The sequence below is a fragment of the Enterobacter sp. Cy-643 genome, assembly GCF_011752815.1.
Classification (GTDB): Bacteria; Pseudomonadota; Gammaproteobacteria; order Enterobacterales; family Enterobacteriaceae; genus Cedecea.
The window spans coordinates 962177-986238 of record NZ_VWWV01000001.1; the positions used below are offsets into that span (position 1 = coordinate 962177).

23 protein-coding genes and 1 pseudogene are annotated in these 24062 nt (G+C 54.7%); 15 read left to right on the forward strand and 9 right to left on the reverse strand.

Annotation, left to right across the window (positions count from 1 at the left end; translation table 11 throughout):
• Positions 1–101 precede the first annotated feature (101 nt).
• The 5 genes from yoaA (at position 102) to rnd (ending at position 6490) form a co-directional block, all read left to right on the forward strand.
• On the forward strand, positions 102–2012 hold the full coding sequence (gene yoaA, locus F3J29_RS04495; protein ID WP_166863351.1) for a DNA repair helicase YoaA: 1911 nt from the start codon (positions 102–104) through the stop codon (positions 2010–2012).
• 68 nt (positions 2013–2080) lie between these two features.
• Positions 2081–2776 carry a tRNA (adenosine(37)-N6)-threonylcarbamoyltransferase complex dimerization subunit type 1 TsaB gene (tsaB, locus tag F3J29_RS04500; RefSeq protein WP_166863353.1) on the forward strand — a complete coding sequence of 232 codons (696 nt, stop codon included), beginning with the start codon at positions 2081–2083 and terminating at the stop codon, positions 2774–2776.
• A 42-nt stretch (positions 2777–2818) separates the two neighbouring features.
• Positions 2819–3412, forward strand: coding sequence for a Slp family lipoprotein (locus F3J29_RS04505; protein ID WP_166863355.1), 594 nt, complete (start codon positions 2819–2821; stop codon positions 3410–3412).
• 201 nt (positions 3413–3613) lie between these two features.
• The gene (fadD, locus tag F3J29_RS04510) at positions 3614–5299 is read left to right on the forward strand and encodes a long-chain-fatty-acid--CoA ligase FadD (RefSeq protein ID WP_166863357.1); all 1686 of its coding nucleotides are present in this window, start codon (positions 3614–3616) and stop codon (positions 5297–5299) included.
• A 69-nt stretch (positions 5300–5368) separates the two neighbouring features.
• Positions 5369–6490 carry a ribonuclease D gene (rnd, locus tag F3J29_RS04515; protein WP_166863360.1) on the forward strand — a complete coding sequence of 374 codons (1122 nt, stop codon included), beginning with the start codon at positions 5369–5371 and terminating at the stop codon, positions 6488–6490.
• Positions 6491–6630: 140 nt separating this feature from the next.
• Here the strand turns inward: rnd and minE are convergent, their stop codons facing one another.
• From minE to minC, 3 genes are read right to left on the reverse strand one after another with little or no spacing between them, the layout of a single operon-like run.
• Complete coding sequence (gene minE, locus F3J29_RS04520) at positions 6631–6906, reverse strand: cell division topological specificity factor MinE (protein ID WP_008454068.1); 276 nt, start codon at positions 6904–6906, stop codon at positions 6631–6633.
• Between the two features lie 3 nt (positions 6907–6909).
• A complete protein-coding gene (gene minD / locus F3J29_RS04525; RefSeq protein ID WP_008454070.1) occupies positions 6910–7722 on the reverse strand; it encodes a septum site-determining protein MinD in 813 nt (270 codons plus the stop codon).
• A gap of 24 nt (positions 7723–7746) precedes the next feature.
• Entirely contained in the window at positions 7747–8457 is a 711-nt protein-coding gene (minC, locus tag F3J29_RS04530) for a septum site-determining protein MinC (protein ID WP_061272282.1), read from the reverse strand.
• 126 nt (positions 8458–8583) lie between these two features.
• Between minC and F3J29_RS04535 the strand changes: the two genes are divergently transcribed.
• From F3J29_RS04535 to F3J29_RS04555, 6 genes are all read left to right on the forward strand, one after another.
• A complete protein-coding gene (locus F3J29_RS04535; RefSeq protein ID WP_166863362.1) occupies positions 8584–8859 on the forward strand; it encodes a YcgL domain-containing protein in 276 nt (91 codons plus the stop codon).
• A gap of 75 nt (positions 8860–8934) precedes the next feature.
• Complete coding sequence (locus F3J29_RS04540; RefSeq protein WP_166864944.1) at positions 8935–9996, forward strand: lytic murein transglycosylase; 1062 nt, start codon at positions 8935–8937, stop codon at positions 9994–9996.
• 90 nt (positions 9997–10086) lie between these two features.
• Complete coding sequence (locus F3J29_RS04545; protein ID WP_085540087.1) at positions 10087–10746, forward strand: fumarylacetoacetate hydrolase family protein; 660 nt, start codon at positions 10087–10089, stop codon at positions 10744–10746.
• A gap of 89 nt (positions 10747–10835) precedes the next feature.
• Positions 10836–11282 carry a cysteine cluster protein YcgN gene (ycgN, locus tag F3J29_RS04550; RefSeq protein ID WP_008454079.1) on the forward strand — a complete coding sequence of 149 codons (447 nt, stop codon included), beginning with the start codon at positions 10836–10838 and terminating at the stop codon, positions 11280–11282.
• Positions 11283–11380: 98 nt separating this feature from the next.
• Positions 11381–11590 carry a cold shock small protein YmcF gene (gene ymcF, locus F3J29_RS22905; protein ID WP_502706553.1) on the forward strand — a complete coding sequence of 70 codons (210 nt, stop codon included), beginning with the start codon at positions 11381–11383 and terminating at the stop codon, positions 11588–11590.
• A gap of 24 nt (positions 11591–11614) precedes the next feature.
• Positions 11615–11854: a putative hemolysin gene (locus tag F3J29_RS04555; protein ID WP_166863364.1), complete on the forward strand. Its 240-nt coding sequence runs from the start codon at positions 11615–11617 to the stop codon at positions 11852–11854.
• Positions 11855–11903: 49 nt separating this feature from the next.
• On the opposite strand, the gene dsbB is transcribed toward F3J29_RS04555, so the two are convergent.
• Both dsbB and nhaB read right to left on the reverse strand, forming a co-directional pair.
• On the reverse strand, positions 11904–12434 hold the full coding sequence (gene dsbB / locus F3J29_RS04560) for a disulfide bond formation protein DsbB (protein WP_166863366.1): 531 nt from the start codon (positions 12432–12434) through the stop codon (positions 11904–11906).
• Between the two features lie 145 nt (positions 12435–12579).
• Positions 12580–14145, reverse strand: a complete 1566-nt coding sequence (nhaB, locus tag F3J29_RS04565) for a sodium/proton antiporter NhaB (protein ID WP_166863368.1) — start codon at positions 14143–14145, stop codon at positions 12580–12582.
• A 228-nt stretch (positions 14146–14373) separates the two neighbouring features.
• On the opposite strand from nhaB, the gene fadR reads away from it, so the two are divergent.
• A complete protein-coding gene (fadR, locus tag F3J29_RS04570) occupies positions 14374–15093 on the forward strand; it encodes a fatty acid metabolism transcriptional regulator FadR (RefSeq protein WP_039303942.1) in 720 nt (239 codons plus the stop codon).
• A 207-nt stretch (positions 15094–15300) separates the two neighbouring features.
• On the opposite strand, the gene F3J29_RS04575 is transcribed toward fadR, so the two are convergent.
• Positions 15301–16833: a SpoVR family protein gene (locus F3J29_RS04575; RefSeq protein ID WP_166863370.1), complete on the reverse strand. Its 1533-nt coding sequence runs from the start codon at positions 16831–16833 to the stop codon at positions 15301–15303.
• 325 nt (positions 16834–17158) lie between these two features.
• On the opposite strand from F3J29_RS04575, the gene F3J29_RS04580 reads away from it, so the two are divergent.
• A complete protein-coding gene (locus F3J29_RS04580; protein ID WP_166863372.1) occupies positions 17159–18457 on the forward strand; it encodes a D-amino acid dehydrogenase in 1299 nt (432 codons plus the stop codon).
• An 11-nt stretch (positions 18458–18468) separates the two neighbouring features.
• On the forward strand, positions 18469–19539 hold the full coding sequence (dadX, locus tag F3J29_RS04585; RefSeq protein ID WP_166863374.1) for a catabolic alanine racemase DadX: 1071 nt from the start codon (positions 18469–18471) through the stop codon (positions 19537–19539).
• Positions 19540–19786: 247 nt separating this feature from the next.
• Here the strand turns inward: dadX and F3J29_RS04590 are convergent.
• Together F3J29_RS04590 and ldcA are read right to left on the reverse strand one after the other, a co-directional pair.
• A pseudogene (locus tag F3J29_RS04590) lies at positions 19787–21457 on the reverse strand (potassium/proton antiporter); the annotation flags it as partial.
• 83 nt (positions 21458–21540) lie between these two features.
• Positions 21541–22452, reverse strand: a complete 912-nt coding sequence (ldcA, locus tag F3J29_RS04595) for a muramoyltetrapeptide carboxypeptidase (RefSeq protein ID WP_166863376.1) — start codon at positions 22450–22452, stop codon at positions 21541–21543.
• Positions 22453–22547: 95 nt separating this feature from the next.
• On the opposite strand from ldcA, the gene emtA reads away from it, so the two are divergent.
• Positions 22548–23159 carry a membrane-bound lytic murein transglycosylase EmtA gene (gene emtA, locus F3J29_RS04600; RefSeq protein WP_166863378.1) on the forward strand — a complete coding sequence of 204 codons (612 nt, stop codon included), beginning with the start codon at positions 22548–22550 and terminating at the stop codon, positions 23157–23159.
• Between the two features lies 1 nt (position 23160).
• On the opposite strand, the gene ycgR is transcribed toward emtA, so the two are convergent.
• Positions 23161–23892 (reverse strand): flagellar brake protein YcgR, encoded by a 732-nt coding sequence (gene ycgR, locus F3J29_RS04605; RefSeq protein WP_166863380.1) that lies wholly within the window; start codon positions 23890–23892, stop codon positions 23161–23163.
• Positions 23893–24062: the final 170 nt, after the last annotated feature.

A 24062-nucleotide genomic window follows, 5' to 3' on the forward strand; every position in this document is an offset into this window, starting at 1 on the left:
TGCGGCACAGACTGCCACAATCTGCTGCCCGGTGCCACCGCCTGGCTGGATAAACCTCGCCGGGGCTGACATAATCACTGGCAATTTAACCAGGGGGTATTGTGACGGACGATTTTGCAGCAGACGGCCAGCTGGCTAAGGTCATTCCCGGTTTCAGGCCGCGTGAGGCGCAGCGTGAAATGGCGGAGGCCGTAACCCGGGCGATCAAAGCCGGCGGTGAGCTGGTGGTAGAGGCGGGCACCGGTACGGGGAAAACGTATGCTTATCTTGCCCCCGCGCTGCGTTCTGGCAAAAAAGTCATTATCTCTACCGGCTCGAAGGCGCTGCAGGATCAGCTGTTTTCTCGCGATCTGCCAACGATCTCCCGTGCGCTGAAATTTACCGGCCGCGTGGCGTTGCTGAAAGGGCGCTCTAACTACCTTTGCCTGGAAAGACTGGAACAGCAGTCGCTGGCGGGCGGTGATTTGCCCGTGCAGGCGTTAAGCGACGTGATGCATCTGCGCGGCTGGGCCAGTGAAACCGTGGATGGCGATATCAGCACCTGTGGGTCCGTCGCCGAAGACTCCACCGTCTGGCCGATGGTTACCAGCACCAACGATAACTGCCTGGGACAGGATTGCCCGCAGTATCAGGACTGCTTTGTGGTCAAGGCCCGTAAAAAGGCGATGGATGCCGACGTGGTGGTGGTGAATCATCACTTGTATCTGGCCGACATGGTGGTAAAAGAGAGCGGTTTCGCGGAGCTTATTCCCGAGGCGCAAGTGACGATTTTCGATGAAGCCCACCAGATCCCGGATATCGCCAGCCAGTATTTTGGCCAGTCTATCTCCAGTCGGCAGCTGCTCGATCTCGCCAAAGACATTTCCATTGCCTACCGCACGGAAGTCCGTGACGCGCAGCAGCTGCAAAAAAGCGCCGACAGCCTTGCCCAGCGCACGCAGGATTTTCGCCTGCAAATAGGCGATCCGGGCTACCGGGGGAACCTGCGGGAGCTACTTGCGGACGCGAATATTCAGCGTTCGCTTCTGCTGCTCGATGATGCGCTGGAGCTGTGTTACGACGTCGCTAAGCTTTCCCTTGGCCGCTCTGCGCTGCTGGATGCCGCTTTTGAACGGGCGGTGATTTACCGTGGGCGGATCAAACGGCTGAAAGAAATTAATCAGCCGGGATACAGCTACTGGTATGAATGCAACGCCCGCCACTTCACGCTGGCCCTGACGCCGCTCTCCGTGGCCGACAAGTTTAAGGAAGTCATCCGTGAAAAAGCCGGCTGCTGGGTCTTTACCTCGGCCACGCTTGCGGTAAATGACAATATGAGCCATTTCACCGAGCGGCTGGGAATCGACGAGGCGGAAACGCTGCTGCTTGCCAGCCCGTTTGATTACGCAAAGCAGGCGCTTCTGTGCGTGCCGAGAGGGCTGCCAACGCCCAATCAGCCCCACGCTGGCCGTCACCTGGCTAACCTGCTGCGCCCGCTCATTGAGGCGAACAACGGGCGCTGCTTTATGCTTTGTACCTCACACGCGATGATGCGTGACCTGGCGGAACAGTTCCGGGCCACCATGACGCTGCCCGTGCTGCTGCAGGGGGAAACCAGCAAAGGCCAGCTGTTGCAGCAGTTTGTTGAGGCCGGTAACGCCCTGCTGGTGGCAACCAGTAGCTTCTGGGAAGGCGTAGACGTGCGCGGCGACACGCTCTCCCTGGTTATCATCGACAAGCTTCCCTTTACCTCTCCGGACGATCCGCTGCTCAAGGCTCGCATGGAAGATTGCCGCATTCGCGGGGGCGATCCATTTGACGATGTCCAGCTGCCTGACGCGGTGATCACCCTTAAGCAGGGTGTCGGTCGCCTGATCCGCGATGTGGAAGACCGTGGGGTCCTGGTTATCTGCGATAACCGGCTGGTGATGCGACCTTATGGCGCTGTTTTCCTGAATAGCCTGCCGCCAACGCCGCGTACCCGGGATATAAATCGGGCAATTGAGTTCCTCAATGCCTCTGGTGCGCAGTAATTTGTGCCAGGCTATGGTATGATGCGCGCCGTTTTTTGACCTTATCTCCGCCAGAGGTTGGCAAGCCCATGCGAATTTTAGCCATCGATACCGCAACAGAAGCCTGTTCTGTTGCTCTGCAAAACGATGCGGCGTCCTACGCCCATTTCGAACTCTGCCCGCGTGAGCACACGCAAAGAATTTTACCGCTGGTCAAAGAGATCCTGAACCAGGGCGGGATTACTTTGTCTGAGGTGAACGCACTTGCCTACGGGCGTGGGCCGGGCAGTTTTACCGGCGTGCGCATTGGGATTGGGATTGCGCAGGGGCTGGCGCTGGGCGCTGAGCTGCCAATGATTGGTGTTTCAACGCTGGCGACGATGGCTCAGGGCGCATGGCGCAGAACGGGCGCCACCCGCGTACTCGCCGCAATAGATGCCCGCATGGGCGAAGTTTATTGGGCCGAATATGAGCGTGACGAGCAGGGCGTGTGGCACGGTGAAGGAAGCGAAGCCGTCCTCAAGCCTGAAGACGTTGCCGGGCGGTTGAAGCATCTGAGCGGCACCTGGGCTACAGTCGGAACAGGCTGGCAGGCCTGGCCTGATATGGCGAAGGATAGCGGGCTTTTATTGCAGGACGGTGAAACTACGCTGCCTGAAGCGGAAGATATGCTTCCTCTGGCGCAGCAGGCGTTCAACGCCGGCAAAACCGTCGCCGTCGAGCAGGCTGAGCCCGTCTATCTGCGGAACGAAGTCACCTGGAAAAAGCTACCTGGCAGAGAGTAAGACCGACCCCGCTAAACGGTGGGAAGGTTAAGGAGATGAGGTATGGCTGTTTATAATGTCAAAAAATGCAGCTGGCTGCTGGCCGCCGCTGCGGCGCTGGCCCTGAGTGGCTGCGTGAGCGTGCCGGATGCGATTAAAGGGACTTCCGCGACCCCACAGCAGGATCTGACGGCGGTGATGAGTGCGCCCCAGCTTTATGTCGGGCAGGAAGCGCGCTTTGGCGGGCGGGTGGTGAACGTGGACAACCTGAAGGGCAAAACGCGCCTGGAGATTGCCACTGTCAGCCTCGATGAAGGTGCCCGTCCGGCATTGAATGAGCCTTCGCAGGGGCGCATTTATGCCGACGTCAATGGCTTCCTTGATCCGGTAGATTTCCGCAATCAGCTGGTTACCGTCGTCGGGCCAATTACCGGCACGGCAGAAGGTAAGATTGGGCAGACGCCCTATAAATTCATGACCATGCAGGCGACGGGATACAAACGCTGGAATGTAGTACAGCAGGTTGTTATGCCGCCGCAGCCGATTGACCCGTGGTTCTGGGGCGGGCCTTATCCGTATCGCCACCATTACGACATGTGGGGCGGCGGCTGGTACAATCCGGGCCCTGCACAGGTGCAAACCGTTGTAACCGAATAATCTGTTGTTTTTAAAATATTTTCAAACAGCGGCCTGGCCGCTGTTTGTTTTTATCCAGGACGGATGAAAAAATTTAGTGATGTGCTTCGCAACCTTTAATCAGGCTAATTAATAAACTGGTACGCTGAGTTAATATTATGTTAACGAAATGTATTCCCTGGGGTTGTGATGACGACAAATAATAATTTCAGAGGTGGATCCTTGAATAAGGTTTGGCTTAACCGCTACCCGGCCGACGTTGCGGCTGAAATAAATCCCGACCGCTATCAATCCCTGGTTGATATGTTTGAGCAGGCTGTCACTCGCTACGCTGACAAACCGGCTTTTATCAACATGGGGGAGGTAATGACCTTCCGCAAACTGGAAGAGCGCAGCCGGGCATTTGCCGCGTACCTTCAGCAGGGGCTGGGCCTGAAAAAAGGCGACCGCGTAGCGCTGATGATGCCAAATCTATTGCAGTATCCTGTCGCGCTGTTCGGCATTCTGCGCGCCGGTATGGTGGTGGTTAACGTTAACCCGCTCTATACCCCACGCGAGCTGGAGCATCAGTTGAACGACAGCGGGGCCAGCGCGATTGTCATCGTGTCGAACTTTGCCCACACCCTGGAAAAGGTGGTCGATAAAACCCAGGTGAAGCACGTCATCCTGACCCGCCTGGGCGATCAGATCTCCGGCCCGAAAGGAACGCTGGTTAACTTTGTCGTCAAATACATCAAGCGACTTGTGCCTAAATACCATCTGCCAAACGCTATCTCCTTCCGCCGGGCGCTGCAAAGTGGCTACCGTATGCAGTACATCAAACCTGAAATTATCAATGGTGATTTAGCCTTCCTGCAGTACACCGGCGGCACGACAGGCGTGGCGAAGGGCGCGATGCTGACGCACCGCAACATGCTGGCCAACCTCGAGCAGGTCAGAGCGGCATACAGCCCGCTGCTGCATGAAGGTAAAGAACTGGTGGTGACTCCGCTACCGCTGTACCACATTTTTGCCCTGACCATTAACTGCCTGCTGTTTATCGACATGGGTGGCCAGAACCTGTTAATTACCAACCCACGCGATATTCCTGGGCTGGTAAAAGAGCTGGCAAAATATCCTTTCACCGCCATGACCGCCGTGAATACGTTGTTTAACGCGTTACTGAATAACAAAGAGTTCCAGCAGCTTGATTTTTCAAGTCTGCACCTCTCTGCGGGCGGTGGTATGCCCGTTCAGCACGCGGTTGCGGAACGTTGGGAAAAACTCACTGGCCGCTTCCTGCTTGAAGGCTATGGCCTGACGGAATGCGCACCGCTGGTCAGCGCGAACCCGCATGATATGGATTACCACAGCGGATCTATTGGCCTGCCGGTGCCGTCCACCGATGTGAAGCTGGTCGACGATCAGGGCAACGAGGTACCGCCCGGTGAGCCCGGCGAACTGTGCGTTAAAGGTCCACAGGTGATGCTGGGCTACTGGCAGCGTCCAAAAGAAACGGATGAAATTCTTAAAGACGGCTGGCTGCGCACCGGGGATATTGCGGTGATCAACGAAGAAGGCTTTATGAACATCGTTGACCGTAAAAAAGATATGATTCTCGTTTCCGGCTTCAACGTTTATCCGAACGAAATTGAAGATGTGGTGATGCAGCACGAAGGCGTGCTTGAAGTCGCGGCGGTCGGCGTACCGGCCGGCGTGAGCGGTGAGCAGGTGAAAATCTTTGTGGTGAAAAAAGATCCTGCCCTGACGGAAGAGGCGCTGATCGCCTTCTGCCGTCGCCAGTTGACCGGTTATAAAGTGCCTAAGCTGATTGAATTCCGCACGGAACTGCCAAAATCGAACGTCGGGAAAATTTTACGACGAGAACTGCGTGACGAAGCGGGCAAGACAGGCAACAATAACGCCTGAGCTCCAAGTCACTCGTCCTGATGCCGGTTCGCCGGCATTTTTTATGGGCGCAACCTAAGAGAACTGAATTTGACTTACCAGATGATTACTACCGATGAAGGACTGGCCGCCGTATGCCAGGCCGCTCGTCAGTTCCCCGCGCTGGCGCTGGACACCGAGTTTGTCCGGACGCGAACCTACTATCCACAGCTGGGGCTGATCCAGCTTTATGACGGCCATCAGGCTTCGCTGATCGATCCCTTAGCCATCAGCGACTGGTCGCCGTTCAAGGCGCTTTTGCAGGATCCGGATACCATTAAATATCTGCACGCCGGCAGCGAAGATCTCGAGGTCTTCCTGAACGCTTTTGGCGTACTTCCCGAGCCGTTTATCGACACGCAGATTCTGGCTTCGTTTACCGGCCGCCCGCTGTCTTGTGGTTTTGCCACCATCGTTGAGTCCTACACCGGTATTGCGCTGGATAAAAGTGAATCCCGTACCGACTGGCTGGCACGTCCGTTAACAGAGCGGCAGTGCGAGTATGCGGCGGCAGACGTGCTTTATTTGCTGCCTATTGCTGAGAAGCTGATGGCCGAAACGGAAGCGGCGGGATGGATAAACGCGGCTCTCGATGAGTGCCATCTGATGTGCTCTCGCCGCCGCGAACAGCTTGATCCGGAGGAGGCCTGGCGCGAAATAGGTAACGCCTGGCAGCTTCGCACTCGTCAGCTGGCCTGCCTTAAGAAGCTGGCGGCCTGGCGCCTGCGTAAAGCGCGCGAGCGCGATATGGCGGTGAATTTTGTCGTCCGTGAGGAAAATCTGTGGCAGGTGGCGAGATACATGCCGGGATCGCTCGGGGAACTGGACTCTCTAGGCCTCAGCGGCAGTGAAATTCGCTTCCACGGTAAAGCGCTTATCGCCCTGGTGGCCGAGGCGCAGGCGCTGCCGGAGAGTGAGCTTCCTCAGCCGCTGCAAAACCTGGTGGATATGCCGGGCTACCGCAAAGTGTTTAAGGCGATTAAAGCGCTGGTGCAGGACGTGAGCGAGGCCAAAGGACTGAGCGCTGAATTATTGGCCTCCCGCCGCCAGATCAATCAGCTGTTAAACTGGCACTGGAAATTGAAGCCGCAAAATGTGGCGCCGGAATTAATTAGCGGCTGGCGAGCAGAATTAATGGCAGAAGCCTTAGCAAAATTGCTGGCGGAATACTGATTATTTATATGACCTGGGAATAATTACAGTATTGTTCTCAGGTTCAATTATATTTGCGGGCCGCAACGAGAAGGATCTTAATATACGTTAAGTGGCTGCGTAAAAATAAAACCCCCTGACAAATGCAGGGGGTTTTTTATTCATGCCGACTTACTGGCTTCTTCCGCTTCCGGGAGCGTTACGTTCAGCTCCAGAATCGAAATATCTCCATCACGCTGCTCAAGCTGGACGCTGACCATTTCCGGGTCGATTTGCACGTACTTGCAAATCACGTCGAGAATGTCCTTGCGCAGCTGCGGCAGGTAATGCGGTTCCGCATCGCTACGGCGACGCTCAGCTACGATGATCTGTAAACGCTCTTTCGCGATGTTGGCGGTGTTCTTTTTTCGTGACAGAAAAAAGTCGAGTAATGCCATAACTTATCCTCCGAACAGGCGTTTCAGGAAACCCTTCTTCTCTTCTTCAATGAAGCGGAAAGGGCGTTCTTCGCCGAGCAGGCGTTCCACGGTATCGGCGTAGGCTTTGCCTGCATCCGATTCACCGTCAAGAATCACCGGCTCGCCCTGGTTGGACGCACGCAGCACCGACTGGTCTTCCGGGATAACGCCAACCAGCGGAATGCGCAGAATTTCGAGCACATCTTCCATGCTCAGCATATCGCCTTTATTGACGCGACCTGGGTTGTAGCGGGTCAGCAATAAATGCTCTTTAATCGGCTCTTCACCGTTTTCAGCGCGGCGGGATTTAGACGACAGAATGCCGAGGATTCGGTCTGAGTCACGCACCGAAGAGACTTCCGGGTTGGTGGTGATCACCGCTTCATCCGCGAAGTACAGCGCCATCAGCGCGCCGGTTTCGATACCTGCCGGGGAGTCACAAACGATAAACTCGAAGTCCATGTTTTTCAGGTCTTCCAGCACTTTGGCTACGCCTTCGCGGGTCAGGGCGTCTTTATCGCGGGTTTGTGAAGCAGGCAGGATATAGAGCTGTTCGGTGCGTTTATCGCGGATAAGCGCCTGATTCAGCGTAGCATCACCCTGAATAACGTTAACGAAATCGTATACAACCCGGCGCTCGCAGCCCATGATCAGGTCAAGGTTACGCAGGCCAATATCGAAATCAATAACGACGGTTTTTCTTCCCTTTTGGGCCAGCCCCGTAGCGATGGCCGCGCTGGACGTGGTCTTACCAACGCCCCCTTTACCCGATGTAACAACAATAATGCGTGCCATAAAGGATTTCCTTGTTAAAAGGGCTTAATTCAAAGATTGAACGGAGAGCGCACCACTCGCCAGATTCAGGCGAGCCGCTTTTCCATAATAATCGGCTGGGATCTGCTCACTCAGCCAGTACTCGCCCGCAATAGAGACAAGCTCTGCTACCAGGTTAGTACAAAATATTTGTGCATCACGATCGCCGCTTGCACCAGCCAGCGCACGGCCACGCATCATGCCGTAAATATGAATATTACCATCTGCTATCAGTTCTGCACCGGCGCTGACGTGATTGGTCACAATCAAGTCACAGTTTGGCGCATAAATGCGCTGCCCGGAACGGACCGGGGCATCAATTAAACGCGTTTTTGTGATCGGTGTAACATCTGGCGCAGTGACCACCACGGGCTCTGCAGGCGCGGCTTTTGGCGTTCTTGCGGCTTTTTCTTTCCCTTCGGTAAGCAAGGGCAGGCCAGCGCGCTCAATTTCAGCCTTTAAGGCTTCGTCTTTACAGCCGCTGATACCTACAACACGCAGGCCGGTTGCGGTAACGGCCTGTTGTACTTTCTTCCAGTTGACGGAACCATCGAGACTGGCGACGTTAACGACCACCGGGGCATTCTTTAAGAATGCGGGAGCCTGGGCGATTTTATCTTCCAGAGCCTGGCGAATAACCTCAGGTTGTGCATCATGCAAATGAACCACAGATAAGGTAAAACTGCTGCCCTTTAACTCGATTGGCGTGTTTGACATCCTGGCCTTACTCAATTCAGTTTCAATCCCCACTATTGTGGGACGATATTCCGAAGTACACCAGGCATGTTATAGTCCAGCTTATATTCAGGCAAGCCACTCGCTGGCGAAAATAGAGTAAAAAAAATGTTTTGTGTGATCTACCGAAGTACTAAACGTGACCAGACATATCTTTATGTCGAAAAAAAAGACGATTTTTCCCGAGTGCCGGAAGAACTGATGCAAGGCTTTGGCAAACCGGTGCTGTCGATGCTGTTGCCGCTGGACGGCAGTAAAAAACTGGCCAATGCCGATTTGGATAAAGTGAAACAGGCGCTGGAAACTGAGGGCTATTATTTGCAGATCCCACCTCCGGTAGAAAGTTTGCTGACTATGCACCTGGAAAAGAGTCCTAAAAAATAAATTTCGGACTGAAGGTAAATCTTTTCCATGCTTTCACACGGAGAATGTGTGAAACACATTATTGAAGAAATGATGATGAAAAATGCAGCTTTGCGTTATACCTTCAGCGCCTTAATTCTTTCCAGCGGGGCCGGTTATCTCCCCGATGCTGAGGCGACTCCCACGGCCGCCTCAGTTCCTCAAAGTAGCCCGCGTCAAACTACCACGCTCGCTGAACAAGGGCGAAATCCCGCTGAATTTCCGGCTTATGTCGAAAAATTAAAACAACAAGCCAGAGCAAAGGGCATCAGCAATGCGACGCTGGCAAAAGCCTTTGCCAATATTCATTTTGTCGATCGGGTCATTCAATCCGATCGCAATCAGCTGGAAAAGAAAATAACGCTGGATGATTATTTAACCCGTGTTCTTACCCCGGCCAAAATCAAACAGGCGCGTAGCCTGGCCCGCCAGCATCGTACCGCGCTGGAAAAGGTGAGTGCGAAAAGTGGCGTTCAGAGTCGCTATATCGTGGCGCTGTGGGGAATGGAAAGTAACTTCGGCAAGCTGCAGGGAAAAGAAGATGTCATTTCTGCTTTAGCGACGCTCGCATTTGAGGGGCGTCGTGAAGCCTTTTTCACCAACGAGCTGATGGCGGCGCTGAAAATCATCCAGCGAGGTGATGTCAGCGCGACGCAGATGAAAGGCTCATGGGCCGGCGCGATGGGGCAAAACCAGTTTATGCCGAGTTCGCTGCTGCGCTACGGCAAAGACGGCGATGGCGACGGCAAAATTGATATCTGGAATAACACCCGCGACGTTTTCGCTTCCACGGCAAACTACCTGGCGGTAGAGGGCTGGCAGCGTGGTGGGGCGTGGGGCTATGAAGTGAAACTGCCAGCAGGTTTTAATACTTCGCTGCTGGGCACAAGCCTGGGGCAGGGCAAGTCCGTGGCCCAGTGGAAAAAACTGGGCGTGACGCTGCCAAAAGGCGCCCATCTTCCAGCGTCGTCAAAGAAAGCCTGGCTGGTGAAGCCAGACGATGGTTTAGAGCGTTCGTTCCTGGTCTATAACAACTTCCGCACCCTGATGCACTGGAACCGTTCTTACTACTTTGCCATTAGCATCGGCAAAATGGCGGATGCCATCGCAGATAAATAAGGCACGCTTAGAAACACTTCCCCGGTATTCAGCAGGCATTTTTTTATCTAGTATCAAAGGCAGTTAACACACACGACACAGAGGAAAGGCATGTATCAACATCATAACTGGCAGGGTGCGCTGCTTGATTTTCCGGTAAACAAAGTAGTCTGTGTTGGCAGCAACTATGCCAAACATATTAAAGAGATGGGCAGTGCGACACCGGACGAGCCGGTGGTGTTTATTAAGCCTGAAAGCGCCCTGTGCGATATTCGCCAGCCGCTGGCGTTACCGCAGGAATTCGGCTCCGTGCATCATGAGGTAGAGCTGGCCATTCTGATCGGCTCAACGCTTAAGCAGGCAAGCGAAGAGCACGTGCAAAAAGCTATCGCCGGCTATGGTGTTGCGCTGGACCTTACGCTGCGCGATCTGCAGGCCAAACTGAAAAAAGCTGGCCAGCCGTGGGAAAAAGCCAAAGGCTTCGATAACTCTTGCCCTATCTCCGGGTTTATCCCTGCGGCACAGTTCACTCACGACCCGCAAAACACCCCGCTGGAGCTGAAGATCAACGGTGAAATTCGACAGCAGGGCAATACCGAAGACATGATCCACAAGATCGTGCCGCTGATTGCCTATATGAGCAAGTTCTTCACCCTGCGTGCGGGGGATGTGATCCTGACCGGTACACCGGAAGGCGTAGGCCCGCTGCTTAGCGGCGATGAGCTGGAAGTGAGCTTTGCCGGTCACAGCCTGACAACGCGCGTTTTATAAACAATTTGCCGCTTCAGGGCGGCAAAACTTGCATCCGGGTGTCAGACTGTTTATAAGGTGCAGCTTAATTTTTAAATGCAGGAACCGCTATGACACCCACTCCTTTTTGGCAAAGTAAAACTCTCGACGAAATGAGCGACGCCGAGTGGGAATCCCTGTGCGACGGCTGCGGCCAGTGCTGCCTGCATAAGCTGATGGACGAAGACACCGACGAGATTTATTTCACCAACGTCGCCTGTAAGCAGCTCAACATCAAAACCTGTCAGTGCAAGAACTACGCCCGCCGCTTTGAATACGAGCCGGACTGCATCAAACTCACCCGCGACAATCTGCCCACCTTTGAGTGGCTGCCGCATACCTGCGCTTACCGCCTGCTGGCCGAAGGTAAACCGCTGCCGGAATGGCACCCACTAATCACTGGCTCAAAAGCCGCCATGCACGGCGAACGTATTTCCGTGCGTCATATCGCGGTGAAAGAGTCAGAGGTCCGCGACTGGCAGGATCATATCCTCAACAAGCCCGAGTGGGCTGACTAGCGCATTTCGATGCTGGCCGGGAAAGAAAATAAATCCTTTATATAACCAATGTTGTGATAGGATAGACTCTCAATAACCAAAATAAGAGAGTTTTTATCCTGAATTTAACATTCCAGTGTCCGTCATGTGGCGGATCGCAGTATCGCACCTCCCCCTACGATGTCCGAGAATCAAATCCCCATGGCGCAGTCTGTATCTTTTGCAAATCCGCAATGCAGGCGTCCGCTCATCGTCCGTTAAATGCGACCTTCTACGGTTTTAGCCCGCAGGGGCAACAGTCTTTGGCTTCTTCCCAGCCGCGCTGTTAAGATTCCTTCCTCAAAGGAGGAAAAATGAAAAAGCTAACAATTATCATGGGCATATTGTTGCTCAGCGGCTGTGCGACGGCAGAGCGTGAGGCTCCGAAGCCCCCGCACAGCATAGGCATGGCGAACCCGGCTTCGGTTTACTGCCAGGCCAAAGGCGGGAAATCTGTGATGGTGAAAACGCCTGAGGGCGAAAGAAGTGACTGCCTGCTGCCTGGCGGGGAAAGAATTGATGAATGGGCTTTGTACCGGCGCGATCATTCCTGAAAAAATAACCCACCGAAAGGTGGGTTATTGCTATCGGGCGTTCGCGAAATTAACGGCCAAACAGATCGCGACGCTTAGGTTTGAAAAACTGGGCAATCAGCACCAGCACCGCGATGACCAGGAACACCGCGAAGATCCCGAGCAGCCACTGAACCATATCCAGCGACAGGAATTCCCACTGACGAACGGAGCAGTCACCGTTGGCAACAAAGACCTGCGGCAGCCATTTATCCAGCGGCAGCCAGCCTGGGAAGCGAGCGAAGAAATCACAGGTTACAAACGGAGAAGGGTGAAGCTGCAGCATGGTGTGCTCCCATGCCAGCTGAACGCCTTTCCCTGCGCTGTAGAGCCAGATGGCCAGGGCGCCATAGCGAAGCGGGCTTTTAGGGGCTATCGCGCCCACGATGCCTGCCCCCATCACGCCAAACAGCGCGCAACGTTCATAAATACACATCACACAAGGTTTCAGCCCCATAACGTGCTGGAACCACAATGCCACCATCTCAAGCGCAAATGCCGTAAAGGCCAAAAGCAGCCAGGCGGTGCGCCCAAGAGAGCATTGGTTTAAATATCGCAACATAATCAGTTTCCCTGCAGCCTGCGTAGAATCGGCAGTGTAAACCAATTCCCTTTTTGCGCCAGTAGCGCAGATGAAAATAACGCAGTAATCGGATGTTTATAAGGAAAAAATTTGTAACGGGAAGCGGACTTCCCGTCAAATTGCCTTAGTGTGGTACAACCAGAGCGTTCGGTGTATTCAGCCAGCCGCTGTCCAGCATCCACTGCGTAGCGGGCGTCAGGGTATATTCCACGCACAGCAAGCCCACAAGGGTCAGCACCAGCGTGTAGGGCAGCGCCATCACAACCATGCGGCCGTAAGAGAGACGAATCAGCGGCGCCAGCGCAGAGGTCAGCAGGAACAGGAACGCTGCCTGGCCGTTTGGCGTTGCCACCGAGGGCAGGTTTGTGCCGGTATTGATGGCCACCGCGAGCAGTTCGAACTGCTGCATATTGATGGCACCATTCTGCAGCGCAGTTTTCGCCTCATTGATATAAACGGTGCCGACAAAGACGTTGTCGGAAATCGAGGATAGCAGGCCGTTAAAGATATAAAACAGCGACAGCTGGGCGTGCGGAGAGGCATCGAGCACGAACTGAATTATCGGGCTGAACAGATGCTGGTCGATAATAACCGCCACGATGGTGAAGAAAACGGTCAGCAGGGCGGTAAACGGCAGCGCTTCGGTGAAAGCCTTGCCGATAGCATGCTCGTCGGTAACCCCGCACAGCGATGTCGCCAGAATAATCACCGACAGGCCAATCAGACCGACTTCTGCCAGATGGAAGGCCAGAGCGATAATCAGCCAGACGCCAATCAGCGCCTGGATCAGCAGCTTCATCTGGTCCTGCTTTGTTCGCTTCTTCGTGCTCTGGGCATCAAAGTCATACAGGATCCCGCGCACTTTTTCCGGCAGCGTTTGCCCGTAGCCGAACACTTTAAAACGCTCCAGTAAAACGCAGGTGAGCAGGCCACAAATCAGCACCGGCACGGTCACCGGCATCATGCGCAGGAAGAAATCGCCGAAGTGCCAGCCAGCGTTTTTAGCAATGATCAGGTTCTGCGGCTCGCCAACCATGGTCATTACGCCGCCCAGCGCGGTGCCGACGCCGGCGTGCATCATCAGGCTGCGCAGGAAAGCGCGGAACTGCTCAAGAACCTCGCGGCTGTCACTCCGAATATGGCTGTCGTCTTGAACGTTGCCGTCATCCTGTGCCTCGGATGCCACGCGGTGATAGATGCTGTAGAAACCCACGGCCACGCTAATCACAACGGCCACGACCGTCAAGGCATCAAGGAAGGCGGAAAGAAATGCGGCGGCGACGCAAAAAGCCAGTGACAGCGCAGTTTTAGACCGGATCCCCAGCAGCAGGCGGGTGAATAACAGCAGCAGGAGCTGCTTCATGAAATAAATTCCGGCCACCATAAACATCAGCAGCAATAGCACTTCGAGGTTCGACGCGATCTCTGCACGAACGTGGTCGGGACTGGTCATGCCAACCAGCACGGCTTCAATGGCCAGCAGGCCGCCCGGCAGCAGCGGGTAGCATTTCAGCGCCATCGCCAGGGCAAAAATAAATTCCACCACCAGCATCCAACCCGCGATAAACGGACTGACAAACCAAAAGACCAGCGGATTAACCACTAAAAAAAGAAGCAGCGTCAGTTTGTACCAGTCAGGTGATTGACCCAGAAAATTGCGGTACAGCGCCCGCCCAAAGGACATTTCCATCGTATAGCTACCATTATCCGTTGTATTATGTTGATGTTTAGAAAGATAACGCTTCAGGGTACTCGTTTAAGGCGCACGCGATCAAGCCGAAGGAAATCCTGAGTTAAGGCATTTATCGTCAAAATTCAACGCCGATCCCGCATTTGCGCGTCGCCCCCGCTATCTGGCGCGCATGGCATCTGGTATGATGAGTCCAATTTGCAAAACCTGAGTAATGGAAATCTTACTATGGTCATTAAGGCGCAGAGCCCAGCGGGTTTCGCGGAAGAGTATATTATAGAAAGTATCTGGAACAGCCGTTTTCCGCCGGGCTCCATCCTGCCGGCAGAGCGTGAACTTTCAGAACTGATTGGCGTCACGCGTACCACATTACGTGAAGTGCTTCAGCGTCTTGCACGCGACGGCTGGCTGACAATTCAGCACGGGAAGCCAACCCGGGTGAATAATTTCTGGGAAACCTCAGGCTTAAACATTCTGGAAACGCTGGCGCGTCTCGATCACGACAGCGTGCCGCAGCTGATTGATAATCTGCTTTCGGTGCGAACCAATATCTCCACGATATTTATCCGCACGGCGATTCGTCAGTATCCAGATAAAGCGCAGGAAGTGCTGGCCACGGCTAACAAAGTTGAAGACCACGCGGACGCCTTTGCCGAGCTGGATTACAACATTTTCCGCGGCCTGGCGTTTGCGTCTGGTAACCCGATTTATGGGCTGATCCTGAACGGGATGAAAGGGCTGTACACCCGCATCGGGCGTCACTACTTCTCCAATCCTGAAGCCCGTAGCCTGGCGCTGGGCTTCTACCACCGCCTGGCGGAAATCTGCCAGCAGGGGCTTCACGAACAGGTCTTTGATACCGTGCGTAACTACGGTCGCGAGAGCGGCGAGATTTGGCACCGTATGCAAAAAAACCTGCCCGGCGATTTGGCGATGCACAGTCGCTAGGTCAGCATAAAAACGCTTCCAGAAGGAAGCGCTACAGACTGTTGACAAACCTCTGATGATTTAAGAAATAACAGAGGACTCGTTAAAAAAACAGGAAAATCAATTCATTGATTTTCGGCTAATAACCACAAAGAGGGAAAAACCACGCTTTTTCCCTCTTTGTCAGCAACTTTAAACGCTTCCCTCGGGAAGCGTTTTTTTTCACTCTTACAGCGGGTTTCGCTGGGGGCAGCGTTCCAGCAGTTCCACGCTGCCATCCGCGTTTTGCTGCTCCAGAACGACGTCAAACCCCCACAGGCGATGCACATGCTTGAGCACTTCCCGGCGGCCCTTATCCAGCGGGGCGCGGTTGTGCGGGATGTAGCGCAGCGTTAGCGAACGGTCCCCGCGCAAATCTACATCCCAGACCTGAATGTTCGGCTCGAGGTTACTCAGGTTATACTGGGCCGACAGCTGCGAGCGTATTTCCCGGTAACCCTCTTCGTTGTGGATGGCTGAGATTTCCAGGTAATTATTACGGTCATCGTCCAGCACGGTGAACAGGCGGAAGTCGCGCATCAGCTTAGGCGACAGGAACTGGCTGATAAAGCTTTCGTCCTTGAAGTCACGCATGGCGAAATGCAGCGTTTCCAGCCAGTCTTTGCCGGCAATATCCGGGAACCAGTATCGGTCTTCTTCGGTCGGCGACTGGCAAATACGTTTGATATCCTGGAACATGGCGAACCCCAGCGCGTAGGGGTTAATGCCGTTGTACCACGGGCTGTTATAGGGTGGCTGGAACACCACATTGGTATGGCTGTGCAAAAACTCCAGCATAAAGCGGTCGCTGACTTTGCCCTCGTCATACAGGTGGTTGAGAATGGTGTAGTGCCAGAAGGTGGCCCAGCCCTCGTTCATGACCTGGGTCTGCTTTTGCGGATAAAAATACTGGCTTACCTTGCGCACAATACGCAGGATCTCACGCTGCCAGGGCTCCAGCAGCGGAGCGTTCTTCTCCATAAAATACAGCAGATTCTCCTGTGGCTCCGAAGGGAAGCGGTGGGCGGATTCTGCGGTCTTTTCCTCTTCCTTACGCGGCAGCGTGCGCCAGAGCGTATTCACCTGGCTTTGCAGATACTCCTCCCGGCTTTTCTGACGCGCTTTTTCCTCCTGCAGGGATATCTTCTGCGGGCGTTTATAGCGGTCTACGCCGTAGTTCATCAGCGCATGGCAGGAGTCCAGCAGGCGTTCCACTTCATCAACGCCATAGCGCTCTTCACACTGCGTGATGTAATTTTTGGCGAAAATCAGATAGTCAATTATTGAGCTGGCATCCGTCCAGCTGCGGAACAGATAATTGTTTTTAAAGAAAGAGTTATGCCCGTAGCAGGCATGCGCAATAACCAGTGCCTGCATGGTGATGGTGTTCTCTTCCATCAAATAGGCAATGCAGGGGTTAGAGTTGATGACAATCTCATACGCCAGCCCTTGCTGCCCGTGCTTGTACAGGCGCTCGGTTTCGATGAATTTTTTGCCAAAAGACCAGTGCGGATAGTTAATCGGCATCCCTACGCTGGAATACGCATCCATCATCTGTTCCGAGGTAATGACTTCAATCTGGTGGGGATAGGTGTCCAGCCGGTAGAGCTTTGCTACCCGGTCAATTTCGGCCAGGTAGACGTCCAGTAGCTCAAACGTCCAGTCGGGGCCGTCACTCAGACGGATGGGATCCTTTGTGGCGAAATCAGTTACGGTAGCCATCAGCGCGCCCTCATTGTTTTCAACTTTCTCTGGATGGAAAGCCTCACTTTCAAGAATAGACAACTCCTGAAAGATAGCGCCGACAAGTAAAATTTTTTCTTCGCGATTTATTGATCTCAATAGCGGGATTTTAGCCCACCGTGCAGCATTTTATTTTGACGAAAATGTTTTCCCGTACAGGAGATGCTAATTATCTCGATCCAGCGCTGACGGGCAACTCTGTGAGTTTAGTCACCATAATAAAGCCATATGTTGAATAACATATTCAACTGAGTTATCAATATGTAATCAGAAGATTATTCTTTTAGCTAATTGCGGAGCAGATATGCGTGTTGTGGTACTGGGAAGTGGTGTCGTCGGCGTGGCGAGCGCCTGGTATTTACGTCAGGCCGGGCATGAAGTCACCGTCATCGATCGCGAATCAGGGCCGGCGCAGGAAACCAGCGCGGCCAATGCCGGGCAAATCTCTCCGGGGTATGCTGCCCCGTGGGCGGCACCGGGCGTGCCGTTAAAAGCCATTAAGTGGATGTTCCAGCGTCACGCGCCGCTGGCCATCAGCCTCGACGGAACCCAGTTTCAGCTGAAGTGGATGTGGCAGATGCTGCGCAACTGCGATACCCGCCATTACATGGAAAACAAAGGCCGCATGGTGCGTCTGGCTGAATACAGCCGTGATTGTCTGAAAGAATTGCGCCACAGTACCGGCATCCAGTATGAAGGCCGGCAGGGCGGTACGCTGCAGCTGTTCCGCACCGGGCAGCAGTATGAAAGCGCGGCCAAAGACATCGCCGTATTGAAAGACGCGGGCGTGCCGTATGAACTGCTGGAAGCCAGCCAGCTGAACCGCGTTGAACCCGCGCTGGCGGACGTGGCCCATAAGCTAACTGGCGGTCTGCGCCTGCCAAACGATGAAACCGGTGACTGCCAGCTGTTTACCCAAAACCTGGCGCGGATGGCGGCGGAAGCGGGCGTTGAGTTTCGGTTTAATACGCCGGTTGACCGGCTGCTATACGATAACCAGCAAATCAGCGGCGTACAGTGCGGCCAGGAAGTGGTGAAGGGTGATGCCTACGTCGTGGCATTCGGTTCCTATTCCACTGGCCTGCTCAAGGGCATCGCCGATATTCCTGTCTATCCTTTAAAAGGATATTCACTGACAATTCCTATTGCCGACGAACAGGGCGCGCCGGTTTCAACCATTCTGGATGAAACCTACAAGATTGCTATTACCCGCTTTGACAACCGCATCCGCGTGGGAGGCATGGCTGAAATCGTAGGTTTTAACACTGAACTGCTGCAGCCGCGCCGCGAAACGCTGGAAATGGTCGTCAGGGATCTCTATCCGCGCGGTGGGCACGTAGAGCAGGCAACGTTCTGGACCGGGCTACGCCCGATGACGCCGGACGGGACGCCAATTGTAGGGCGCACGCCGTTCAGAAATCTCTGGCTTAATACCGGACACGGCACGCTAGGCTGGACAATGGCATGTGGGTCGGGCCAGATGCTGAGCGACCTGATCTCCGGACGTACCCCGGCTATCCCAAGCGAGGATTTAGGCATCGCACGCTACGCGCCTGGCTTTACGCCACTGAGCGCCCGTCACCTTCACGGCGCACATAACTAAAAGGAGCCGTCATGTCCCGTCCTGTGGTAGCGACGCTGGATCTCAGCGCGCTGCGCAATAATCTTGACGTGGTGCGCAGAGCCGCCCCGCATTCACGTGTCTGGTCGGTCGTTAAGGCCAATGCATACGGACATGGTCTCGACCGGGTCTGGTCGGCGTTAGGTGCGACCGATGGTTTTGCCATGCTGAACCTTGAAGAAGCCATCTTACTGCGCGAGCGCGGCTGGAAAGGGCCGATCCTGATGCTGGAGGGGTTCTTCCATGCCGATGAGCTGGCGCTGTTCGACAAATACCGTCTGACCACCAGCTTGCACAGTAACTGGCAGGTGAAGGCGATAGCCAACGCGAAGCTGAGCGCGCCGCTGGATATTTATCTCAAAATCAACAGCGGAATGAATCGTCTCGGGTTTACGCCCGATCGCGTGCACGGCATCTGGCAAAAGCTTCGTTCTATCCCGAATGTGGGAGAACTGACGCTGATGGCGCATTTTGCCGATGCCGAGCAGCCAGAAGGCATTGTTGAGCCAATGAAGCGTATTGAGCAGGCGGCGGAGGGGATTGATGCGCCTCGTTCCCTGTCAAACTCAGCGGCTACGCTGTGGCACCCGGAGGCGCACTTTGACTGGGTTCGCCCTGGGATAATCCTGTATGGCGCTTCTCCGAGCGGGCAATGGCAGGATGTCGCCACCAGCGGCCTTCAGCCGGTAATGACGTTGAGCAGCGAAATTATTGGTATTCAGAACCTGAAAGCTGGCGATACCGTGGGCTACGGCAGTCGCTACACCGCCAGCGGCGAGCAGCGAATCGGCATTGTGGCCGGTGGCTATGCGGATGGTTACCCACGTATTGCGGCAGATGGCGCGCCGGTCATGGTGGATGGCGTCATGACCAGCCTGGTGGGCAAAGTATCGATGGATATGATCGCCGTAGACCTGACGCCTTGCCCGCAGGCGGGTATTGGCAGCCCGGTTGAGCTGTGGGGCAAAAACGTCAAAATTGACGATGTCGCCAGCGCCGCCGGTACGGTTGGCTATGAGCTGATGTGTGCGTTAGCGCCGAGAGTGCCGGTGGTGGTGAGTTAACGTTTTTGCTTCTCTCGAGATGTTGTCTCGCTGTCATCTTGCTTGATGACAGGCACTGAATTTAACCGCAGAATCGCTTCTGTTTTTTTTACCCTCACTCTAACCCTCTCCCAGAGGGAGAGGGGATAAAGAAGGTTTCCGCTATTTGTTTTCCCCCTCGCCCCTTTGAGGAGAGGGGAAACTACTCCTCTTCTTCCTCGGCCACCCGGACACCAATCTTACGCACCAGGTTGTCTTCTTTTTCGGCCACCGTCCAAATCATCCCGGCAAACTCCACCTGGTCACCAACAACCGGCGCGCCGCCAAGCATTCCCAGCACAAAATCACCTAACGATTGTTGAGTATCCACTTCTTCGTCCAGCGTCAGGCCGTAAATGGTTGCCACGTCGGAGAACTGGGCGCTGGCTTCCAGAATAAAGTCGCCAAAGAAACGCTGATCCAAATCCACCGGTGGCGACTGACTAAACAGTTTCCCCAGCGCGGGAAGATCGCGCTCCCGGCCAATGACACAAAGTACATCGCCTTCCCGCAGGCGAGTGCTGCCCGTCGGGTGAAGCAGCACGTTATCGCGGAACAGCGCGGCAATGCGCGTTTCTTCTGGCATATGCAGGTCACGCAGGGCGGCGCCCACACACCATTTATCTTCACTTAGCTGGTAGACAAACTGCTCCCAGGGATTGTCAGGATGAATATCCAGACCCACGCGGGAAACAGGCCAGCCGACCGGCGGCACCACGACTTTGGCTTTTTTTGCGGCCCAGCCCAGCGACGTGCCCTGGAGCAGGAGAGACACCAGCACCACAAAGAAGGCCACGTTGAAGAACAGACGGGCGTTATCCAACCCGGCCATCATCGGGAACACCGCCAGAATGATTGGCACCGCGCCACGCAGCCCAACCCAGCTGATAAATACGCGCTCGCGGAGGTTAAAACCGCGGAAGGGCAACAAACCAGCAAAAATCGACAACGGACGAGCAAAGAAGATCATCCACGCGGAAAGCAGCAGGGCAGGTACTGCAATCGGCAGCAGATCGGACGGGTTCACCAGTAAGCCCAGCACCAGGAACATGCCGATTTGTGCCATCCAGGCCAGGCCGTCGAAGGTTTGCAGGATCCCGAAACGGTTGCGAATCGGGCGGTTGCCCATCACAAAGCCGCACAGATAAACCGCCAGAATACCGCTGCCGTCCAGCGCCGTTGTCACGCCAAACACCATAATCCCGCCGCTCAGAGCCAGCATCGGGTAAAGCCCGTGGGGGAGCGTTATCCTGTTAATCATTTGCAGCAGCAGATAGCCGCCGCCGAGACCAAGCATAATTCCCAGGCCAAATTGCTGAATGATATGCACGAGGAACAGCCAGCTCAGGCCGGTCTGGTGCTGCTGAATCATCTCAATCAGCGTGATGGTGAGAAACACCGCCATTGGATCATTGCTGCCCGATTCAATTTCAAGCGTTGCGCCCACGCGTTCGTTCAGGCCTTTTCCACCGAGCAGGGAAAAGACCGCCGCGGCATCGGTGGAACCGACAATGGCGCCGATAAGCAGGCCGTCAATCAGTTTCAGGTTGAACAGCCAGGCGGCGGCAATCCCGGTCAGCCCGGAGGTAATTAATACACCGACGGTTGCCAGCGAGAGCGCGGGGCCCAGCGCAACGCGAAACGAGCTCGCCTGGGTTCGCATCCCGCCGTCAAGCAGGATCACCGCCAGCGCCAGGTTACTGATCAGGTAGGCAAAGGGATAATTATCAAACGGGATACCGCCAAGGCCATCGATCCCGGCCAGCATGCCGATAGCCAGAAAGATAACCAGAATGGGAATGCCCAGACGAGAGGAGAAAGAACTTAATAAGATGCTGCAAGTTACCAGAACGGAACCCAAAATAAACAGACTGACAATCGCCCCAGCGTCCAAAATCATTCGTCTCCTTTGTCTATGTTGTGGAATTGTAACATGTCATCTGTTAGCCAAACGCTCAAAAAGGGCGCTTAAACCGAGCTTCTTTAGCGAAGTACCGGATGCCCACTTAACGTCAGTCGGGAGGTGACGCCGTCGTGGGCCAGCTCGCCAAACGCGCCGAGCGGCAGCGTCACGGTTTGTGGTTCATGTCCAAAAGGCAGGCCGGAAAGGACAGGCACGTTCAGGCGCTGTTGCAGCGTTTTACGCATTACCTCAAAAGTATATCCTGCATCGTAATCCGTTGCGGTTGTACCGTTAAAACTTCCTAAAATAATCGTTTTCTGGCGCGAAAGAATGCCCGCATGGTAAAGCTGCAGCAGCATGCGCTCAACGCGGAAGGGATGTTCATTGATGTCCTCCACAACCAAAATACCGCCGTCTATTGGCGGCAAAAACGGCGTGCCGACCAGAGAGATTAGCATTGCGAGATTGCCGCCCCAAACCGTGCCGCTGGCCTGCATCGCGGGCGCATCGTTTTCCCAACTTAGCGTGAACGTCGGTTCGCTGAGCGCCTGCCAGAAGTGGCGCCAGGTATATTCATCCATCTCCTCGGCACCAAAATTTCCGGCCAGCATCGGGCCACTGAAGGTGATGGCTCCGCACTGTGCCAGCAGGGCCATCTGGAAAGCGGTGAAGTCGCTGTGACCACAAATAATTTGTGGCCGGGCGCGAAGCGAAGCCCCAAGACGTGAAAAATCAATGTGCTCAAGCAGGCGGCTCACGCCGTAACCCCCGCGCACGGCCAGCACGATGTCCGTTTCCGACGGCAGCGCCGCCAGCTGATTAAGTTCAGCCAGTCGCTCACTGTCCGTGCCGGCAAAACGCTGAAAACGCCGGGTCACTGCCTGCTGATTGACGACCTGATGCCCGTTCTCTTCCAGCCGACGAATGCCCCTGGCGGCGGCCTGTTGATTAATGCAGTAGCCGGACGGGGCGATTAAATGAATCAGAGACATGGCATTTCCTTGCTGAATATGAATTGGTTATCATGCCGCTATCGAGAGCACTTGTCATCGCCGTTATGGCTGGCCACATCAATAAGGATAGAGGCGTGAAATTAAGAGGGTTTATCATTCTGGTGCTATTCCTGGCCGGTTGTTCCAGCCATTCTCCGCAGCCGCAGGCGCCGTGGGATCCGACGATCCCCACCCAGCGGGCGCTGAACTGGATGCCGCTGACCGAACTCTCCGGGCAGCAATGGGGCGTTAGTCCGAGACTGATAACGGCGATCATTGCGGTAGAGTCGGGCGGCAATCCGCAGCTGGTTAGCGCCTCTAATGCCATCGGCCTGATGCAGATCAAAGGCTCCACGGCGGGCAAAGAGGTGTATCGCAATCAGGGCTTCAGAGGGCAGCCATCGGACAGTGAACTGAGAGAGCCGGCGCGTAATATCGACATCGGTACGGCTTATCTGAGTATTCTGGAACACGGCATTTTGCGGGGGATCAACGACCCGCAGGTGATGCAGTACGCGCTGATTGTTTCTTACGTGAACGGGGCGGGGGCGCTACTCAGAACCTTTGATTCTGACAGGCAGACCGCGATCGACAAAATTAACCGTCTGAGCCCGGATGAGTTTTACCAGCACGTGGCGACTAACCATCCGGCACCGCAGGCACCGCGCTACCTGTATAAGGTCACGCGGGCCATGAACGCCATTTAAGCTATTTCACGCGGTTGGCCTTTTCCCGGGCCGACCGCTCCAGCGAGAAAATAATCTTTTGCAGTTCGCGCTCGACCGCCGGATTCACGTTTAAGAAACGAAAGCTCAGGCGCGGAGTAGAAATGGTCTCATTTTTACTGTCCACCACTTTTCGCTCCGAAACCATCACCAGCTGCATATCAAAGTAAAACTTGCCCCATTCCACGAGATCCATCTCTACGCGGCCAAAACGCAGGCCGGGCGCAAGGCCTGGTGGGAGCGTGCCGTCCACCAGGGCGCCCATTCCACCCAGAGACAGGTCGCAGAGTCGGAAAGCAAACTGAGAACCGTCGGCAAGCTCGGTACGGCAATAGTACTGGGGCTGCGTAGGCGCGGTAATGCGGAAATATTCCCGGCGCTGAACGAACCACAGCGAGGTCGGCAGCGGCGTGGTAAATGCCGGTAAATTTTGATATTCCGTCGCTTTAAGGCCCGAAAGCGAAAACTCGACTTTGGCTCCCTGCGTTTCAGCGATGAAATCAATATCGTTGGCCTTCTGCACGGAAAGGTTCTCCTGCGCCTGGCTGCCAAAGTCCAGCACTAAACGCTCTGCCGAAACATCGAGAATTTTGCTGATGAACTGCCCGTTAGACCATTCCAGCCTGACGGGAACCTGCTGTCTGTGTAAATCACGTAACACACCTAATACTGCCAGAGGAGACTGCTTCAGGAACTGATCGTTATAGTGACTCAAGGCTCAAGTCCTTGTTGTATTTTCAGGTTGTGGTAACGAAGCTTATCGGCAAAACCGCACAAAACTTAATACAAATTTTTGACTATTTTTGCCTGAAAATGCGTATAACCAGGTGAGATTCATCACGTTTTTTTGCAACCGAACTATACTCTTTTTGACAGCAGGTCGCT

Coding starts and splice junctions, on each gene's coding strand:
- minD (WP_008454070.1), bottom strand. CDS start 7,722: ATGGCACGCATTATTGTTGTTACATCGGGTAAAGGGGGCGTTGGTAAG.
- F3J29_RS04505 (WP_166863355.1), top strand. CDS start 2,819: ATGGCTGTTTATAATGTCAAAAAATGCAGCTGGCTGCTGGCCGCCGCT.
- dsbB (WP_166863366.1), bottom strand. CDS start 12,434: ATGTTGCGATATTTAAACCAATGCTCTCTTGGGCGCACCGCCTGGCTG.
- F3J29_RS04540 (WP_166864944.1), top strand. CDS start 8,935: ATGAAAAATGCAGCTTTGCGTTATACCTTCAGCGCCTTAATTCTTTCC.
- nhaB (WP_166863368.1), bottom strand. CDS start 14,145: ATGGAAATGTCCTTTGGGCGGGCGCTGTACCGCAATTTTCTGGGTCAA.
- F3J29_RS04575 (WP_166863370.1), bottom strand. CDS start 16,833: ATGGCTACCGTAACTGATTTCGCCACAAAGGATCCCATCCGTCTGAGT.
- F3J29_RS04545 (WP_085540087.1), top strand. CDS start 10,087: ATGTATCAACATCATAACTGGCAGGGTGCGCTGCTTGATTTTCCGGTA.
- F3J29_RS04580 (WP_166863372.1), top strand. CDS start 17,159: ATGCGTGTTGTGGTACTGGGAAGTGGTGTCGTCGGCGTGGCGAGCGCC.
- ldcA (WP_166863376.1), bottom strand. CDS start 22,452: ATGTCTCTGATTCATTTAATCGCCCCGTCCGGCTACTGCATTAATCAA.
- minC (WP_061272282.1), bottom strand. CDS start 8,457: ATGTCAAACACGCCAATCGAGTTAAAGGGCAGCAGTTTTACCTTATCT.
- dadX (WP_166863374.1), top strand. CDS start 18,469: ATGTCCCGTCCTGTGGTAGCGACGCTGGATCTCAGCGCGCTGCGCAAT.
- ycgN (WP_008454079.1), top strand. CDS start 10,836: ATGACACCCACTCCTTTTTGGCAAAGTAAAACTCTCGACGAAATGAGC.
- F3J29_RS04555 (WP_166863364.1), top strand. CDS start 11,615: ATGAAAAAGCTAACAATTATCATGGGCATATTGTTGCTCAGCGGCTGT.
- fadR (WP_039303942.1), top strand. CDS start 14,374: ATGGTCATTAAGGCGCAGAGCCCAGCGGGTTTCGCGGAAGAGTATATT.
- F3J29_RS04535 (WP_166863362.1), top strand. CDS start 8,584: ATGTTTTGTGTGATCTACCGAAGTACTAAACGTGACCAGACATATCTT.
- tsaB (WP_166863353.1), top strand. CDS start 2,081: ATGCGAATTTTAGCCATCGATACCGCAACAGAAGCCTGTTCTGTTGCT.
- minE (WP_008454068.1), bottom strand. CDS start 6,906: ATGGCATTACTCGACTTTTTTCTGTCACGAAAAAAGAACACCGCCAAC.